Origin of the sequence: Actinokineospora terrae (assembly GCF_900111175.1) — a bacterium.
GTDB classification, from domain to species: domain Bacteria; phylum Actinomycetota; class Actinomycetes; order Mycobacteriales; family Pseudonocardiaceae; genus Actinokineospora; species Actinokineospora terrae.
The window spans coordinates 528,600-545,410 of the sequence record NZ_FOGI01000002.1 but is presented as its reverse complement, the minus strand read 5'-3'; the positions used below and the strand labels follow the sequence as shown (position 1 = coordinate 545,410).

Sequence of the window (16,811 nt, the reverse complement as noted above, 5' to 3'; positions counted from 1 at the left end):
CTGTGGGGGAGGTCGGTCAGGCGCTGCGGCTGCGGCGGCCGCGGAGCTCGGTGAGGCGCTCGGTGAGCAGGTCCTCGAGCTCGGCGATCGTGCGCCGCTCCAGGAGCATGTCCCAGTGGGTGCGCGGGGGCTTGACCTTCTTCGGCTCGGGGTCCGACCCGTCGATCATCTTGGACTCGGCGCCGTGCAGGCGGCACTCCCAGACCGAGGGGACCTCGGCGTCGTCGCTGAACGGCACCTCGAAGTCGTGGCCCTTCGGGCACGCGTACCGGACCGTACGGCGGGGGGCCAGGTCGTGGTTGCGGTCAGTCTCGTAGCTGACCGCACCTAGCCTGCTACCACGGAGAACACGGTCGGCCATAGCGGTGTCCTTTCACTGGGCCCGCCGGGACGGGCCAGGGTGTTGCTTACCCAGAGCAACGAGTGAACCGAGAAAAGGATTCCCGTTCCGCCCGCCGCCATCGCTCAGGGTGACATGCTTCACCCGTCAACAACAGCATCCTCCTAAGAGATGCCACGTCTTCGGGATTGTGACGCGCGAACGCGAGAACGACGTCGACATCTCACCCACTCGGGGGATGCTATCCACACCGGGCCGGATCAGGCGAACGCGAGTTGCCCTTGCACACCGGAGGTGGTCCCGAGGTCCCCGAGGCGGAAGTGGCGCCTGCAGAGCACCTGATAACGGACCGTAGCCCCTACGGTTCCCGAGCCACTGACGATTTCGTCACCCTCCGTCGTCGACTGGCCTGTCTCCGTGTCGGCCGTGTCCGCAGTGTCCGCCACCAGTACCGTGTCCCCCTCCCGCACCACCTGCCCCGCCACCACCCGCGCGTTGAACCTGGCGGGCAGCCCGCACCAGCACAGCACGTCCACCTGCACCGGCCGCAGCTCGTCGGCCAGCTCCACCAGCCGCGACGCCCCCGGGAACAGCCTGCCCTGGAAGTCGGTGGCGATGCCGAAGCAGTACACGTCCACCTGGTAGTCGTCGGCGAGCTCGGCCAGCTGGTCGACCTGCGCCGGGGTGAGGAACTGGGCCTCGTCCACGATCAGGTAGTCCACCCGCTGCCCGGCCGCCCACCGCGCCCGCACCAGCCCGCGCAGGTCCGCCGCCGCCGACACCTCCACCGCGGGCCGGGTGATGCCGATCCGGCTGCTGATCTGCGGCCTGCCGGAGCGGTCCATCCTGACCAGCAGCACCCCCACCCGGCCCTGCCTGGCGTGGTTGTGGTCGACCTGCAGGGCGAGGGTGGACTTCCCGCAGTCCATCGGCCCGTAGTAGAAGCGCAGGTGCCCGGTGACCGGGGTGGCCCGCCGGGCCCCCGCGGCGGGCACCGCGGACAGGGCGTCGGTCGGGTCGGACTGGGGATCAGTGGAGTCGGGCTGCACGGGCGGCAACCCTAGAGCACCGGCCTCACAGCAGGGCGGGCTCCGGGTTGCCCGCCGCCCGGATGGCTCTGCGGACCGGCACGAAGGACATGAGCACCAGGCCGACGGCGAAGAAGACCACCAGCGAGATGATCGCGTAGCGGTAGGAGCCGGTGCTGCTCGCCATCACCGCGAACAGCAGCGGGCCCAGCCACGAGGTGGCCCGCTCGCCCATCTCGTACACCGAGAAGTACTGGGCCTCCTTGCCCGCGGGCACCAGCTGGCTGAACAGCGACCGCGACAGCGCGTTCGTGCCGCCGAGCACCAGCCCGATGCCGCCTGCCAGCAGGTAGAACTGGGTCGCCTGGCCTGCCTGCACGAAGTAGGCGGCGCCGATCACCACGACCCACACCGCCAGGCTGCCCATGATCGTCTTCTTGGCGCCGAGCCTGCGCGCCACCAGCCCGTGCAGCACGCCGCCGAAGAACGCCACGAACTGCACGATGAGGATCGTGGTGATCAGCACGTCCGCCTCGAACTTGAGCTCCTCGCGGCCGTACTGGGCGGAGACGTTGGCGACGGTGGCGATGCCGTCGGTGTAGATCAGGTACGTGCCCAGGAACGCCAGCGTCAGCGGGTACGCCTTCGCCTCGCGCAGCGTCGTGCGCAGCTCGCGGAAGCCCGCGGTCAGCACGGAGCCTCGCGCGGCCTCGCCGGGCGGCCGGTCGTGGTGCCCGCGCAGCCGCTTGAGCGGGATGATGGTGAACAGCGCCCACCAGATGCCGGAGAGCACGAACGCGATCTGCGCGGCGTTGCCCGAGGTGATGCCGATGCTGTCGCGGAACAGGTAGATCACCAGCTGGATGGCCAGCGCGCAGCCACCGCCCAGGTACCCGAACGCCCAGCCGCGCGCGGAGAGCCCGTCGCGCTCGTCGGCCGTGCTGATCTCGGTCAGGTACGAGTAGTACACGACCACCGAGGTGCCGTAGCCGATGTTGCCGAGGATGAACAGCACCACCCCCAGCTCCCAGTTCGTGCCGCTGACCAGCGCCATCGCCACCGTGGCCAGCGAACCGCCGAACGCGAACGCGGCCAGCATCGGCTTCTTGTTCGTCGAGCGGTCCGCGATCGCGCCCATCAGCGGCACCACCAGCACCTGGATCACGGTCGCGATCGAGAGCAGGTAGCCCCAGAGCGAGCCCGCGGGGAAGTCCAGGCCGAACAGGCTGATGTCGCAGTTCTGCAGCTTGTCGGTGTTGCCCGCGCCGTCAGCCGGGCAGGGGTTGGGGCCGTTGAGCGTCTTGTCGGCCATCGCGGCCGATGCGGCTACCTCGGTGAGGTAGAGCGAACCGAAGACGGTCGTGACCGACGTGGGGAACACGGAGTTCGCCCAGTCGTACCAACACCACCCCCGTTGCTCCCGCTTCCTGGCCTCGGCTGTCTGGCTGTCGTCCACCGTGCTCAAGACCGCCTCCGTGCGGGGAACTGCCGTCAGGGGTAACGCCGATCACGCAGGCGGCAGCGTACTTGCCTTACCTGGCCTGCGGATCGGTCGAGTCCAAACAGACACGTGGCGGGGTCACGCCCCCCGGACGACGCCGGTCGCGATGCCGGTCAACGTGGACAGCGTGAAGCCGCCGTGCTCGGCGACCACGTCCCGGACCCGGCTCTCCGCCACCGACGCCAACAGGTCCCAGGTGACCCCGGCGGTGTCCGGGCGCTCCGCCCGCAGCAGCGCGAGGACCTGGGCGGTGTCGAGTGTCGTGGCGCCGCGCACGGGGGTGACGGTGACGTCGGCGAGGTGGCGCTGCATCCAGGCCCGCGCGTGGTCGAGCGGGAACCGCTCGTCGATGTCCAGCAGCGGCGGCGGGTCGACCACGCCGCAGTCCCGGGCCGCCGTCGCCCACACCCCGCGCAGCTCCCGGCGGTGCGCCAGCGCGTTCGCCGCGATCACCACCCGGCCGCCGTCGCCCACGACCCGCGCGAACCCGGCGATCGCGGCGTCGAGGTCCTCGACCTCCCGCAGCGCGTGCACCGCCACCAGCGCCTCGGCCGCGTCGTCGACCAACGGCAACGCGTCGGTCGCCGCCCGCACCGCGGACCCGACCGCGACGACCGGCCCGCGGGCGCGCAACGCGGACAGGACCTCCCGGTCCTCGCCCACCAGCACGGTCACCCCGGACCCCACCGGGCCGAGCGCGGCCACCACCGCCGTCACGAGATCCACCGACTCGCCCGCCGCCGTCGAGGTCGTCGTACCGGTGTCCGTCGCGGGTGGGGTGCTCACCCGGCAAGGATGCCCGGTCCCGGGCCGTTTCGGGAGCACCCGGCGCCGATTCCCGCCCGCGCCGTCGTGACCTTCGCCGCCCCCGGGGCGCGTGTGCTCAGGCGTGCTGCCAGAGGTCGCGTTCGACGAGCACGTCCTTGAGGACGCCGGGTTTGTCCGTCATCAGGCCGTCGACGCCCAGGTCCAGGAGGGTGCGCATCTCGGCCGGGTCGTCGATGGTCCAGACGTGGACCTCGGCCGCCCGCCGCTTCGCCGCGGCGATCAGGGCGGCGTCGACCACGCGCAGCGGGCCGTGGCGGACGGGCACCTGGGCCACCAGCGGGCGCGGTCCCGGCCTCAGCAGCGCCGACGGCAACCGCCTGGCCGCCCAGAAGCCGACCATCGCGCGCATGCCCATCGAGGTCAGCACCCCGGGACCGGCCAGCTTGCGGATCCGGGCCAGCCGCCCCTCGGAGAACGACGCCAGGCACACCCGGTCGGCCGCGCCCGTGCGGCGCAGCAGCTCCAGCACCGGGGCGATCGCCGACTCGGCCTTCACGTCGATGTTGATCCGCGCGGCAGGCAGCTCCTCCAGCAGGTCGGCCAGCGTGCTGACCGGCTCGACGCCGTTGATCTTCGCCTGGGACACCTCCCGCCACGGCCTGGCCGCCACCGGGCCCGTCGCGTCGGTGGTGCGGTCCAGGGTGCTGTCGTGGTGCACGACGACGACGCCGTCGCTGGTGGCGTGGACGTCGGTCTCCAGGTAGGTGAAGCCCTCCGCGGCGGCGCGGCGGAACGCGGTGAGCGAGTTCTCCATGCCCGCGAGGTCGCCGTAGTGCCAGCCACGGTGGACGAACGCGCGCGGGTAAGGGCCTTCGAGGAAGCCGTGGCGGGGCGGTGACGTGGGGCTCACCCCTCGAGTGTGCCCCAGCGGCGTGGCGCGGCGGTGCACTCCGGGTGTCCGGATAGCGTCACCGGCCATGTCCTCGACCACAACCCAGGCCGCGGCGGCAGACCCCTTCGGCCACGGCAGGCGCCGACCCGGTCGGGCTAACCCGTGTGGGTGGTGCGGGGCGCAACTGCCGGACGAGACCGGCACCGGCCGCCGTCGCCGGTACTGCGCCCAAGCGTGCAGGCAGCGGGCCTACGAGCGGCGCACCGCGGTCCAGCGCGGCGGGTTGCCGGAGGACGCGGTGGTCCTGTCCACCGCCGAGTTCGCCGACCTGCAGGATCGGCTCTTCCAGCTGCGCTGCGCCGCCGAGGACGTGCTCACCGCCGCCGAGGACGGGGCCACCCCCGCTGAGCTGGGTGAACTCGCCGAGCGGGTGCGCGAGGGCGCGAAAGGCCTTGAGCGCCTGCGCTGAACATCACCGGTCCACTACGCTTCGTGCTCGTGTCCCCACGAGAACGGGTGAGGGGTTGGGGTGATGAGTGACACCGAGTGTGACAGCGTTCACCAGTCAGTGACCGAGGTCGTGGTCGCGGACCCGGGGTCGGCTCTCGCCGAGAGTACCGGCAGCGTCGCCGACAGTGCCGACCGCGTCCCGGACAACTCGGACACCGAGCCGGGCCCCGCGAACGGCACCGCGCCCAACGGCACCACCCCGGGCGGAGCTCGGGACGAGGCGCAGGACGAGGCCCCGGACGACCTGGTCGGCGCCGACATCGCCGCGGTCCTGGCGACCACCGACACCGCCTTCGCGCTGACCGACCACCGCGGCCACATCAGCTGGCTGAACCCCGCGATGTCCGCGCTGCTCGGCCTGACCGCGCGGCAGAGCATCGGCCGGGCGCTGACCGCGTTGCTCGCGGGCGCCCCGGACGGCCCGCGCGGCACCGACGTGGTCGTGTCCATCCCGCTGCCCGAGGGCGCCGGGCACCGCTGGCTGGAGATCCGCTGCACCCAGGCCCGCCAGGGCAGGTTGCTCTACCGGGTGTCCGACGTGTCCCGCTGGCGTGCCCGCGAACTCGACGCCGCGGGCCTGGCCGGGCACCAGGACGAGCTGCTGCGCATGGTCGACGAGGACCCGCTGACCGGGCTGCCCAACCGGCGCGCGCTGACCAGGGAACTGGAACGCCAACTGGCGCTGGGCGCGCGCGGGGCGTTCCTCTTGCTCGACCTCGACCACTTCAAGGACATCAACGACCTGCACGGCCACCCCACCGGCGACCGGGTCATGTGCACCCTCGCCTCACTCTTACGCGACCGCCTCGGCGGAGTGCGGGGTCAGGTGCTGGGCAGGCTCTCCGGCGACGAGTTCGCCGCCGTGCTGGCCGACACCGACGAGCGCGAGGCCGTGGCGGTCGCCGACCGGCTGCGCAACGCCATCGCCGCGATCCCGATGAGCGGGGTCGCCGGGGCCAGCCGGATCACCGTCAGCGTCGGCATCGCGACGTTCGACTCCGGCGTGGGCTGGCAGGAGGTGCTGGCCAACGCCGACATGGCGCTCTACGCGTCGAAGGCGGCGGGCCGCAACCGGGTCACCGTGTACGAGCAGGGCCACTACAAGGACACCGCGCTGCGGGTCACCGTCATCGAGCGGGTCCGCGCGGCGCTCAAGCACGGCGGGTTCGTGCTCAACGCGATGCCGATGGTGAAGCTGGGCAGCGGCCGGGTGATCGGCCACGAGCTGCTGCTGCGGCTGGAGGACGGCCGCGAGCCCCGGCTGGGCCCGGGGGAGTTCCTGCTCGCCGCCGAGCGCAGCGACCTGGTCTTCGAGATCGACCGGTGGGTGGCCGACAAGGCCATCGAGGCGCTGGTCGAGCACCCGTACCCGGGGCTGCGGTTCAACGTCAACGTCTCCGGCCGCACGCTGGAGGACGAGGGCTTCGGCGGGTTCGTGCTCGACCGGCTGACAGCGGCGGGCGTTGCCCCCGGCAGGCTCGGCTTCGAGATCACCGAGACCGCCGCGGTGACCAACCTCGACGCCGCGCGCAGCCTCGCCCAGCAGCTGCGGGCCAGCGGCTGCCGGATCACCCTGGACGACTTCGGCTCCGGCTTCGGCTCGTTCGTGCACCTCAAGCAGCTGCCCATCACCGGCCTGAAGATCGACGGCGAGTTCATCCACGGCATCGACTACGGCAGCCGCGACACCGTCCTGGTGCAGGGCATCGTCGACATCGCCCGCGGCCTCGGGCTGTCCGTGGTCGCCGAGTGGGTGGAGCGCGCCACCCAGGTCGAGGCGCTCTCGCGGCTGGGGGTCCGGGTCGCCCAGGGCTTCCACCTCGGCGAGCCCGAGCCGCTCGACGCGCTGCTCGCCCGCCCGCACGGGGCGTGGATGCGCAGGCCGACGCTGATGACCGACTCGACCCTCGCCGCCCAGACCAGGGACCGCCCGTAACCTTGCCCCCGGCAACCGGGCCACAGGGGGAGGACGGCACATGTCAGCGCTGGGGATCGTCGAGCTGCGCCGGTACACGCTGCACCCGGGGCGGCGCGACGAGTTGGTCGAGCTGTTCGAGCGCGAGTTCGTCGACTCGCAGGCCGCGGTCGGGATGCCGATCCTGGGCACCTTCCGCCGGCCGTCCGAGCCGGACCGGTTCATCTGGCTGCGCGGCTTCCCGGACCTGGCCGGGCGCGGGCCGTCGCTGACCGCGTTCTACTCGGGACCGGTGTGGGCCGAGCACAGCGCCGCGGCCAACGCGACCATGGTGGACTTCCGGGACGTGCTGCTGCTGCGGCCGGTGCGCGGGTCCTTCCCGGAGCCCCGCGACGAGGCGGGTCCGGTGCGGATCAGCATCCACTACTTCGACGGTCCGGCGGACGACCTGGCTGGCGAGGGCGTCGACCCGCTGGTGCTGGCCACCCACCCCGGGCCGAACGAGTTCCCGGCGCTGCCGGTCCGCGAGGGTGAGCACGTGCTCGTCACCCTCTCCCTGGACACCGCCATCCCGCCGACGCCCGAGGCCTGGGCGCGGCGCGCGGTCCAGGAGCCCGAGCACCTGTTCCTGGAGCCCACCGCGACTTCCAGGCTTCGGTGAATGAGGATGTAGAGAACTCGGCGGCGGCTTCGTCATGGGGGCGCAAGCGGCCGACGGCGCCGCGCGGAACCCACCGGAGTCCACAGTGAAGTACCTGCTGCTGATGCAGATCAACAACGCCATCCTGGACGCGCTGACCGAGCAGGAGCGCGAGGTCGTGATGACCGGCCACCAGGCGTTCCTCAAGACCATCCAGGAGTCCGGGGAGATGATCAGCACCCACGCGCTCGGCGACCCCGGCACCAGCGTCACGGTGACCACCCGCGGCGGCGAGACCGTGGTGACCGACGGGCCGTTCGTCGAGGCCAAGGAGTACATGGGCGGCTACTACCTGGTCGACTGCGAGAGCAAGGAGCGCGCGGTCGAGCTGGCGCGGATGATCCCCGACAGCCGCATCGAGGGCCTCGCGGTCGAGGTGCGGCCGGTGATGTTCTCCGCCGGGTCGGACATGTGAGCGGGGCCGTCGAGGACCTGCTGCGCGAGTGCGCGCCGCGGGTCCTCGGGGTCCTCGTGCGCCACCACGGCCGCTTCGACGCCTGCGAGGACGCCGTGCAGGAGGCCATGCTCGCCGCGGCGACGACCTGGCCGCGCGAGGGAGTCCCGGACAACCCGACCGGCTGGCTGGTCACCACCGCGGGCCGCAAGCTCACCGACCACTGGCGCGCCGAGAACGCCCGCCGCCGCCGCGAGGACGTCGTCGCCGCGCAGGCCGAGCTGGTCGCGCCGGAGGCCGTGGCCGTCGACGACACGCTGGAGCTGTTCTTCCTCTGCTGCCACCCGGACCTCAGCGCGCCGTCCCAGGTAGCCCTGACGCTGCGCGCGGTCGGCGGTCTCACCACGGCCCAGATCGCCGCCGCGTTCCTGGTGCCCGAGGCGACCATGGCCCAGCGCATCAGCCGCGCCAAGTCCCGCCTCCGCGGCGCGGGCTTCCCCCGCGGCGCTGACAGCTCCCGAGTCGCCGTCGTGCTGCACGTGCTGTACCTGATCTTCACCGAGGGCCACACCGCCAGCTCCGGTCCCGACCTCAACCGCGCCGACCTGACCACCGAGGCCATCCGCCTCACCCGCCTGGCCCACCACCTGCTCCCCGACGACGGCGAGGTCACCGGGCTGCTGGCGCTCATGCTGCTCACCGAGTCTCGCCGCGCCGCCAGGACCACCGCGGACGGCGCGATGATCCCGCTGGCGGAGCAGGACCGCGCGCTGTGGGACCGCGCCCTCATCGACGAGGGCATCGCCCTGGTGACCGACACCCTGTCGCGCGCCCCGCTCGGCCCGTACCAGCTCCAGTCGGCCATCGCCGCCGTCCACGCCGACTCGGTGTCCGGGCACACCGACTGGGCGCAGATCCTGGTGCTCTACGACATCCTCGACCGCATCGCGCCGAACCCGGTCGTGACGCTCAACCGCGCGGTGGCCGTCTCGGAGGTGTTGGGGCCGGCCGCGGGGTTGGCGTTGGTGGACTCGCTGGCGGGGGACAAGCGGATCGGCGGGCATCACCGGGTGGCGGCTGTCCGGGCGCACCTGCTGGAGCTGCTGGGCGATCTCGACGGAGCCCGCGAGGCCTTCCGGACGGCCGCTCGGGGCACCCTGAGCCTGCCCGAGCGCCGCTACCTGGAGAGCCGCGCCGATCAGCTCAGCGGGAGCCGATGACGATGGTGGCGTAGCGGTCGGGGCAGGTCAGGACGGTGGCGGTGAAGCCAGCGGCGGCGAAGAGGGCCACCGAGGTGGCGGACTGCTCGTCGCTGGTCTCGACCAAGAGGTGGCCGCTGGGGCGGAGCCAGTCGGCGGCGCCCTCGGCCAAGGCCCGTTGGAGGTCGAGGCCGTCCGAGCCGCCGTTGAGGGCGGTGTGGGGTTCGTGCAGGCGGGCCTCGGGGGGCATGTGGGCGATCTCGGCGGTCGGCACATAGGGCACGTTGGCGACGACGACGTCGATCCCGCCGCGCAGGTGGGGCGGCAGGGCGTCGTACATGTTGCCCTCGTGCACCTGCGCACGCGGCAGGTTCTGACGAGCACAGTCGAGGGCGACCGGGTCGATGTCCGCGGCGTGCAGCTCGACCCCGGGGACCGCCGCCGATATCGCGGCCCCGATCGCCCCGCAGCCGCAGCACAGGTCCACCACGACCGACCCGGCCCGGGCCAACCCCGCCGCCTGCTCCGCCAGGAACTCGGTCCGCCGCCGCGGCACGAACACCCCGGGCGCGACCACGACCCGCGCGCCCGCGAACTCGGCCCACCCGAGCAGGTGCTCCAACGGCTCCCCGTCGACCCGGGCCGCCACCAGGTCCGCCAACTCCCCGGCCGACCCCGCCGCCTCGGTCAACAACCGGGCCTCGTCCTCCGCGAACACGCACCCGGCGGCCCGCAACCTGGCCACCACGCCATCGATCACCACGTCATCGACCACCAAGCCATCGACCACCACAACAAGGCCTTCCACCCACGACCGGCCCAGGACCCTACCGCCCCACCTGGTGGTCATGAGGGGTAGTGCGGCTCCAGGCCCTGCCAGTGGGCGAGGGCGGTGATCTCCCGGGTGACCGCCGCCGTCAGGGTCTTGGTGAAGGGGATGTCCTGGTGGATGGCGTCGACCACCAGCAGGCCCGCCTTGCGGTCGGCGGTGGCGTCGAGCTTCCCGACCAGGCGGTCGTTGTGCAGGATGGGCAGGGCGTAGTAGCCCCAGCGGCGCTTGGCGGCGGGCTTGTAGATCTCCAACTGGTAGTCGAAGTCGAAGATCTCCAGGGCGCGGGCCCGGTCGTGCACCAGCCGGTCGAACGGCGACAGCAGCGCGGTGCGGCCGGTGAACGGCCGGTCGAGCAACGCGGGGTCCACCCGCCACTCGCCGCGGACGCCGTCGATCACCGCGGGTTCACCGGCCTCGCCGACCACCGCGGGCTCCACCGGGCACTCCGGCCCCTTGGACCGGGCCAACCCCAGCGCGCGCAGGCGGCGGCGGTCGCGTTCGAGCTCGGCCTCCGGCGACGGGACGACCGGGTCGTCGCGGTAGACGCGGGAAGCGAGGTCCCACAACCGGTCCCGGCCCTTGCGGCCCGCGACGGCGACCTCACCGCGCTGCACCAGGAGCTCCAGCATCTGGGTGACGTTCTTGTTGTTCGTCCACCCCGTCGACCCCCACGCCTGCACGCACGTGTCCGGGAACTCCCGCGACGGCAGCGGACCCTCGGCGCTCAGCCTGCCCAGGATCTCCCGGCGGCAGCGGTCGTTTGTCCGCACCCAGCGCCTGCGGTACTCCTGCCACTCGCTCAGGCCCTCACCCCGCACCCGCCGGTCCATGTCCGCCCGGTACAGGGCCATGTCCGCCGCCGGGCGCACGAACGCCCGCAGCTCGACCACCTCGCCCGCGTCCAGCGCCGCGCGCAGGTCGGCGGGGGAGTAGGCCGACCCGAGCCTGCTCCACGCCACCAGGTCGGCGCTGGGCGCGACCGCGTTCGTCGGGTCCAGCTGCAGCAGGGTCAGCCCGCGCACCACGTCGAGCAGGTCGGTCGGCCGGTCCCGGGTCAACAGCTGCGCCGACACCGCGACCCGGCGGGCGTCGCGCTGGGAGAGTCGGTGAACCATGCCAGGCAGGGTAGTTCAGCCCGGTGGCCGGGGCGCCTCCCCGAGGATCCACAAGGGAGCGAAACGGTGCCGGACCCGTCACCCGCCGCGGCCATCCCGTCATCGGCTGGGTCGTTGGGCCGAACGAGTGGATCACGCCCCCGGGCGGTCACGGTCGCGTCACGCTCGTCCTGCGCGGGTCGACCCAAGTCGATATTCGGCTGAACGGTGGATTCGGAGGGGGTGCGGTGCGCGGGCGAGATGTGCTGCTGGAGATCGCGAGCACGCTGATCGTGCGGGGTGGTCGGGCGGCGGCCGGGGCACCGCCCACGCTCCTGGTCACCGGCGTGGGGGGTTCCGGGCGCTCGGCGCTGCTCGCGGAGATCGCCCGCAGGCTGGGCGACCAGCCGCACGTGCTGGTGGACCGGGCCGACCTGGTCCGGGTGGGGCAGCGGCCGACCGTGGTCGACCTGCTCACCTCGGTGGTGCTGCGGCTGGTCGGCCAGGACTCCCGGCGCTGGCAGTTCCCCCGGTTCACCGTCGGCAAGGTCGTCGCCGAGCTGACCCTGCCAACCGAGCAGCTGGAGGACCAGGTCAGGCGCGGGCTGGAGGGCGACGCCGACGTCCTGGCCAGGCAGGTCCGCGCCTCGATGGGCGCCCTGCCCGACGTCGGCGCCGCGGTCGACGCGCTGGTGCGCGGCCTCGGCGGGCGCGGCACCCGCAAGGCCGCCCGCGAGTGGTACGGCCACCGCGACAGCGGCCACCCCGGCGACTGGGCAGGCGAGCTGGTGGTGCTCAACCAGACCAGCAAGTTCGGCGGCCGCGCGGGCCGGGCCGCCTACCACCGGGTCCTCGTCGCCGCGTTCCTCGCCGACACCCGCGACGCCGCCTCCGCCAAGACCGTCGACCCGGTGATCCTGCTCGACAACGCCGAGCGCGAGGTGGCCGTCGAGTTCCTCAAGGCGGTGCGCGACGCGCGGTTCACCCCGGGCGGCCGCCGGGAACCGGACCGCTGCGTGGTGATCGCCGCGGGCGCGCCGACCCTGCCGGACAAGCTGTCCGCGGGCACCGAACTGTCCGAACAGGACGCCGTGGACCTGGTCCGCGCGGGCACCTACCCCGGCGTGGGGCCGTGGTTGCCGGTGGCGCTGCGGGACCTCACCGAGCTGGAGGCCCACGCGCTCGCGGGCGACCTGAACGTCCCGGTCCTGCAACGGCACCGGGTCGTGCGGCTGGTCCACGACGTCACCCGGGGCCACCCCGGCGGCACGCGGCAGCTGATCCTGGCCGCCAACCACATCGACCCGGCCACCGCGTGCCCCGAGGCCATGCTCACCGCCCGACTGTCCACAAGCGACCCCAGGTCGGTCGCCGACCAGGTGCTCGACCAGTTCCTCGACGGCGTCCCCGGCCCGCTGCGCGAGGACCTGGTCACCTGCGCGCCCGCCAGGCACTTCGCCGAGGCCAACAAGATCCTCGCGACCGGCCACGTGAAGACCCGGTTCGAGGACCGGGGACCCTTGGTGTCGAACGCGTTCTGGGCACCACGCGACGCCCCCGAACCGGTCGACGGCGAGCCGCCGGACCCGGACACCCTCCGGGCGATGCACCCGCTGCTCCGGCTGCTGTTGCTGCGCAGGCTCGCCGCGCGCACCGGGGAGACGACCTGGGACACGGTCTTCCAACTGCTCGCGAAGGACGCCACCGGCGACGACGACCTGTACCCGCTGTTCGCGCAGGGCGACATCGGCGTGGTCGCGGCCCAGCTCAAGGAACTGCTGACCACGCTGCGCGGCCGGGAGTGGCTCGCGCTGGTCCGCGCGCTGGCCGACTGTCCGCCGCCGCCCGCGGTCCGGGCGGTCGAGGCCTACCCGGACGCCACCACCGCTGCCGTCGCCGCGGTGCTGACCGCGTGGCGGGCCAGCGTGGACCCGTGCCTGGTCGAGCGCAGGGCGGACGCCCACGGCGAGGTCGCGACCGGGATCCCCGCGCTCGCCGTCGCCGCGGGCACCGACCACGGCGAGTTCGTCTCCGTCGCCGCCCACCACCGCGACCAGGCCGAGCTCTGGCGCGACGTCACGTGCGCCGACCCGGTCGAGGAGAACCCATGACGTACCTGCTCGTCGCCCTGGTGGTGCTGCTGGGGTGGGCGTGGGTGCTGCGCCTGGCCCTCGCCCGGCGCCGGATCCAGCGCTCCGCCGCCGAGATCCGCCCCGACTCGACGCTGTCGCGGCGCGGCCGGGTGCTGCTGGCCGTCGGCGTGGTGGCGCTGCCGCTGGTCGCCGTCACCACCGCGGCGCCCGTCGTGCTGTGCTTCGGCGGCGGCATCGACCTCGGCGTCACCGTCCGCGGGTGGTTCACCAAGCCGGAGTGCGTCGGGCTCACCGACGGCGACCACAGCTTCTCCGGTGCCCTGACCGACGTCTCGGACCAGACGCGCCTGCGCTACGACGAGGTCATGACGCAGATCGGCGACCAGAACGACAACGTCACCGGTCCGCGGGTGCGCATCGGGTTCATGGCGTCGCTGACCTCGCCGCTGGCCGGTCCCCGGATCGTGCACGAGCTCGCCGGGCTCGCCCAGGCGCAGCGCGCCCTCAACGCCCAGGACGACAACCCGCAGGTCGAGTTGGTGCTCGCCAACACCGGTGCCGGGGCGGCGCACTGGGAGCCGGTGGTCGAGGACCTCATCGCGCTGTCGCAGGACGACCCGCCGCTGGTCGCGGTGGTCGGGTTGGGCCTGAGCCAGGAGGAGACCAGGCTCGCGGCCAGGCGGCTGGGCGAGGCGGGCATCCCGATGGTGTCCGATGTGGTCACCGCCGCCAAACTCGACCCGACCGGCGAGATCCCCAACTTCCACCGCGTCCCCTGGGCCAACCGGGTCCAGTTCGAGGCATCGATAGGCCTGTTGCGCGCCAAGGGGATCGACACCGCGGGCGCCTTCGTGGTGCGCAACGACGACCCGGGCGACACCTACTCGCGCACCTCGGCCGAGTCGGTGCGGGAACTGCTCGGCTCGGGGGAGGACTGGACATTCGGTGCCGCCGACACCGACCCGGAGCAGCTGAACCGGGTGCTGGGCAGCCAGTTCCGCCGCATCACCGACGCGCTGTGCCCGGTGCTGCGCACCAACCCGGCCAAACCGGCGCTGGTGTTCTACGCGGGGCGGGCGCGGCACCTGTCGAGCCTGATGGAGAAGCTCGCGGGGCGCGAGTGCGGCCAGGGGCGGGTGCTCGTGGTCAGCGCCTCGGACGCGGCGATCTTCCGGATGGGCCGCACCGATCCCGTCGCCGCGACGGCCTGGGGGTACGACAAGGTGCTCGCGTCGATCGCCGGGGGCAAGGTGTCGCTGTACTTCACCTCGCTCGCCGAGCCGGACTCGCTCGCCGACCGCGAGAAGTTCGCCGAGCTGCGGGCGGCGTTCGCGGGCCGGGAGTCCGAACTGGACACCGGCTGGGCGGTGATGTCCTGGGACGCGCTGCACGTGGCCACCGCCTGGGCCAGGGACGCCCGCGACGAGACCAGCGACGACCCCGGGGTGTACCTGCGCCAGATGCGCGTCTCCGCCGAGAAGCGCTTCACCCGAGCCACCCCCTACCAGGGCGCGAGCGGCGACTTCTCCTTCGACCCCACCACCGGCGACCGCGTCGACACCCCCACCCGCCTCCCCACCCCCCTCTCCCTCCACGGCGACGGCACCCTCTGCCGCCCCGACCCCACCACCCCCACCCTCGACTGCTGACCGCCGAGACGCGCCGCGGTGATCCAGGACACCTCCGGTGGGACCCCTGGTTGGCCCATTGTCCGAAGATCGCCAGTCGCCTAGTGTTCTGGCCGGAAACGCCGTGACTCTCTGGGGGAGTTCGCCATGTCTTCGTTGCGCCGCAGATCAGTGCTGGCCGCCATCGCCTCGACCGCTGCCATTCCGCTGGTCGGGAGCACCACCGCCAAGGCCGCGCCCGCGGCCGCACCCGTGAAAGCGACACCGGCCGCGCTGACCGCCCCGCCGGGGATCAGCTTCGCGCAGAACCGCATCCCGGGCATGGTGTCGCTGGGTGACCCGACCTGGTTCCCCGACGCCGTCCGGGAATCGCTCACCGTCCAGGTGCTGGCCGGGACGCCCGCCCGCACCAAGGTCTCCGACTCGCACGGCACCCTCGCCGTGCTCACCACCGGCGCCCGCACCGTCGCCGTGCGCGGCCCGCAGCGCACCTTCACCGAGCAGAAGCGCCCGTTCACCGACACCTTCGCCCGCACCTTCACCGGCGACTGGGGGATGTCCCCCGGCGGCGGCAACTGGACCACGTCCAACGGCGCGCCCGCGAACTACTACGTCGAGCCCGGCCGCGGCGTCATCCACATCTCGCAGAACAACTCCAGCTACTTCGCCACCCTCAACGACCCCAACATCGCCGACTTCTCCGCGACCGCGCTGGTCAGCCTGGACACGATGCCCGCGGGCGCGGACAGCTCCATCGCGCTGACCTTCGGCTACCAGGGCTACGACAACCACTACCGCGCCCGCCTCGCGTTCAGCACCACCGGCACCGTGAAGCTCAGCGTCGAGAAGGAGCAGGCCGACGTCGTCACGACCCTGGCCGCGGGCGTGCAGCTGGGCACCGGGTACGTCGCCAACCAGAAGTGGCGGATCCGGGTCGAGCGCACCGGCATCACCCTGCGGGCCCGCGCGTGGCGCTCCGACCTCGCCGAGCCGGGCACCTGGACGCACGTGCTCGACGATGCCACCTTCGGCGCGGGCAAGCTCGGCATCCGGGCGCTCGCGTCGAAGTTCAGCACCGCCCTGCCGACCAAGGCGGGCGTGCACGAGTTCGCGGCGACCGGCGTGTGGGCCGCGCCGCCGGTGGTCACCCACGACACCTGGGTGCGGCTGCTGCCCACGGCGTTCAACGGCACCTGGACCTCCGACATCGAGGCGCGCGTGCGGGCCTGGCCCAACGACATCTCCCCGGACGCCATCGCCCTGGCCGCGATGCTGCAGACCGGTGCCGCGCCGTACAACTCGCCCGCGCAGGGCGGCGCCCAGGTGCTCGGCGAGTCCGGCTACGGCCCGCTCAACCCGGACGGCACCCGGATCGAGGGCGCGGACTTCCACGAGTACATGGGCATCGCGTGGACGTTCCCCAGCGGGGAGACCAAGCCGGTGCCCGGCCCGCAGTGGCTGCGCACCCTGGACTGCTCCGGCATGGTCCGGATGGTGTTCGGCTACCACCTGGGCATCCCGATGGTCTACGACAACCCGACCGGCTTCAACGGGGTCAACATGCCGCGGCGCTCCCGCGACATCGGTCCGCAGGGTCCCGGCGTGGTGATCCACCGCGACGACCTGGCGCCGCCCGCGTACCCGAACATCCAGATCGGCGACGTGGTCTGCTTCGACGCCGACCCGGACGCGGTGGGCGAGCTGGACCACGTGGGCTTCTACGTCGGGCAGGACAGCAACGGCCGGTACCGGTTCGTCTCCAGCCGCAAGACCGTCAACGGGCCGACCATCTCCGACCTCGGCGGTGCGTCCACCCTCGACGGCACCGGCACCTACGCGACGTCGCTGCGCATCGTGCGCCGGTTCTGACCGCGCGAGGGTGGGGCGCCGCCCTCGGGGGAGGGCGGCGCCCCAGGG

15 protein-coding genes are annotated in these 16,811 nt (G+C 72.9%); 8 read left to right on the top strand and 7 right to left on the bottom strand.

The features are described from left to right. Positions 1–16 precede the first annotated feature (16 nt). The 5 genes from BMY07_RS05675 to BMY07_RS05655 all read right to left on the bottom strand — a co-directional run bounded on the left by BMY07_RS05675 (position 17) and on the right by BMY07_RS05655 (position 4,547). Positions 17–361 (bottom strand): RNA polymerase-binding protein RbpA, encoded by a 345-nt coding sequence (locus BMY07_RS05675; RefSeq protein WP_092775366.1) that lies wholly within the window; start codon positions 359–361, stop codon positions 17–19. Between the two features lie 239 nt (positions 362–600). Continuing rightward, complete coding sequence (locus tag BMY07_RS05670) at positions 601–1,389, bottom strand: thymidine kinase (RefSeq protein WP_092775365.1); 789 nt, start codon at positions 1,387–1,389, stop codon at positions 601–603. Between the two features lie 25 nt (positions 1,390–1,414). After that, positions 1,415–2,833 (bottom strand): MFS transporter, encoded by a 1,419-nt coding sequence (locus BMY07_RS05665; RefSeq protein WP_092775364.1) that lies wholly within the window; start codon positions 2,831–2,833, stop codon positions 1,415–1,417. A gap of 114 nt (positions 2,834–2,947) precedes the next feature. Then, a complete protein-coding gene (locus BMY07_RS05660; protein WP_092775363.1) occupies positions 2,948–3,655 on the bottom strand; it encodes a class I SAM-dependent methyltransferase in 708 nt (235 codons plus the stop codon). A 97-nt stretch (positions 3,656–3,752) separates the two neighbouring features. After that, on the bottom strand, positions 3,753–4,547 hold the full coding sequence (locus BMY07_RS05655; protein ID WP_245782224.1) for a glycerophosphodiester phosphodiesterase family protein: 795 nt from the start codon (positions 4,545–4,547) through the stop codon (positions 3,753–3,755). Positions 4,548–4,614: 67 nt separating this feature from the next. Here BMY07_RS05655 and BMY07_RS05650 point away from each other — a divergent pair, with 67 nt between their 5' ends. From BMY07_RS05650 to BMY07_RS05630, 5 genes are all read left to right on the top strand, one after another. Next, positions 4,615–4,998, top strand: coding sequence for a hypothetical protein (locus BMY07_RS05650; RefSeq protein ID WP_092775361.1), 384 nt, complete (start codon positions 4,615–4,617; stop codon positions 4,996–4,998). A 63-nt stretch (positions 4,999–5,061) separates the two neighbouring features. Continuing rightward, entirely contained in the window at positions 5,062–6,975 is a 1,914-nt protein-coding gene (locus BMY07_RS05645) for a putative bifunctional diguanylate cyclase/phosphodiesterase (protein WP_245782223.1), read from the top strand. A 40-nt stretch (positions 6,976–7,015) separates the two neighbouring features. After that, a complete protein-coding gene (locus BMY07_RS05640) occupies positions 7,016–7,615 on the top strand; it encodes an NIPSNAP family protein (RefSeq protein ID WP_092775360.1) in 600 nt (199 codons plus the stop codon). A gap of 85 nt (positions 7,616–7,700) precedes the next feature. Then, entirely contained in the window at positions 7,701–8,069 is a 369-nt protein-coding gene (locus BMY07_RS05635; protein WP_092775467.1) for a YciI family protein, read from the top strand. Then, the gene (locus tag BMY07_RS05630) at positions 8,066–9,268 is read left to right on the top strand and encodes an RNA polymerase sigma factor (RefSeq protein WP_092775359.1); all 1,203 of its coding nucleotides are present in this window, start codon (positions 8,066–8,068) and stop codon (positions 9,266–9,268) included. Before BMY07_RS05635 ends, BMY07_RS05630 begins: the two co-directional genes overlap by 4 nt. Here the strand turns inward: BMY07_RS05630 and BMY07_RS05625 are convergent. Beyond that, complete coding sequence (locus BMY07_RS05625) at positions 9,252–10,097, bottom strand: putative protein N(5)-glutamine methyltransferase (protein WP_092775358.1); 846 nt, start codon at positions 10,095–10,097, stop codon at positions 9,252–9,254. The genes BMY07_RS05630 and BMY07_RS05625 overlap by 17 nt on opposite strands. Then, complete coding sequence (locus BMY07_RS05620; RefSeq protein WP_092775357.1) at positions 10,094–11,194, bottom strand: DNA glycosylase AlkZ-like family protein; 1,101 nt, start codon at positions 11,192–11,194, stop codon at positions 10,094–10,096. Before BMY07_RS05620 ends, BMY07_RS05625 begins: the two co-directional genes overlap by 4 nt. 227 nt (positions 11,195–11,421) lie before the next feature. Between BMY07_RS05620 and BMY07_RS05615 the strand changes: the two genes are divergently transcribed. The 3 genes from BMY07_RS05615 to BMY07_RS05605 all read left to right on the top strand — a co-directional run bounded on the left by BMY07_RS05615 (position 11,422) and on the right by BMY07_RS05605 (position 16,763). Beyond that, positions 11,422–13,284 (top strand): P-loop NTPase family protein, encoded by a 1,863-nt coding sequence (locus BMY07_RS05615; RefSeq protein ID WP_143073375.1) that lies wholly within the window; start codon positions 11,422–11,424, stop codon positions 13,282–13,284. Next, positions 13,281–14,915, top strand: coding sequence for an ABC transporter substrate-binding protein (locus BMY07_RS05610; protein ID WP_092775355.1), 1,635 nt, complete (start codon positions 13,281–13,283; stop codon positions 14,913–14,915). Before BMY07_RS05615 ends, BMY07_RS05610 begins: the two co-directional genes overlap by 4 nt. Positions 14,916–15,041: 126 nt before the next feature. Then, positions 15,042–16,763, top strand: coding sequence for an NlpC/P60 family protein (locus tag BMY07_RS05605; protein WP_092775354.1), 1,722 nt, complete (start codon positions 15,042–15,044; stop codon positions 16,761–16,763). Positions 16,764–16,811 lie beyond the last annotated feature (48 nt).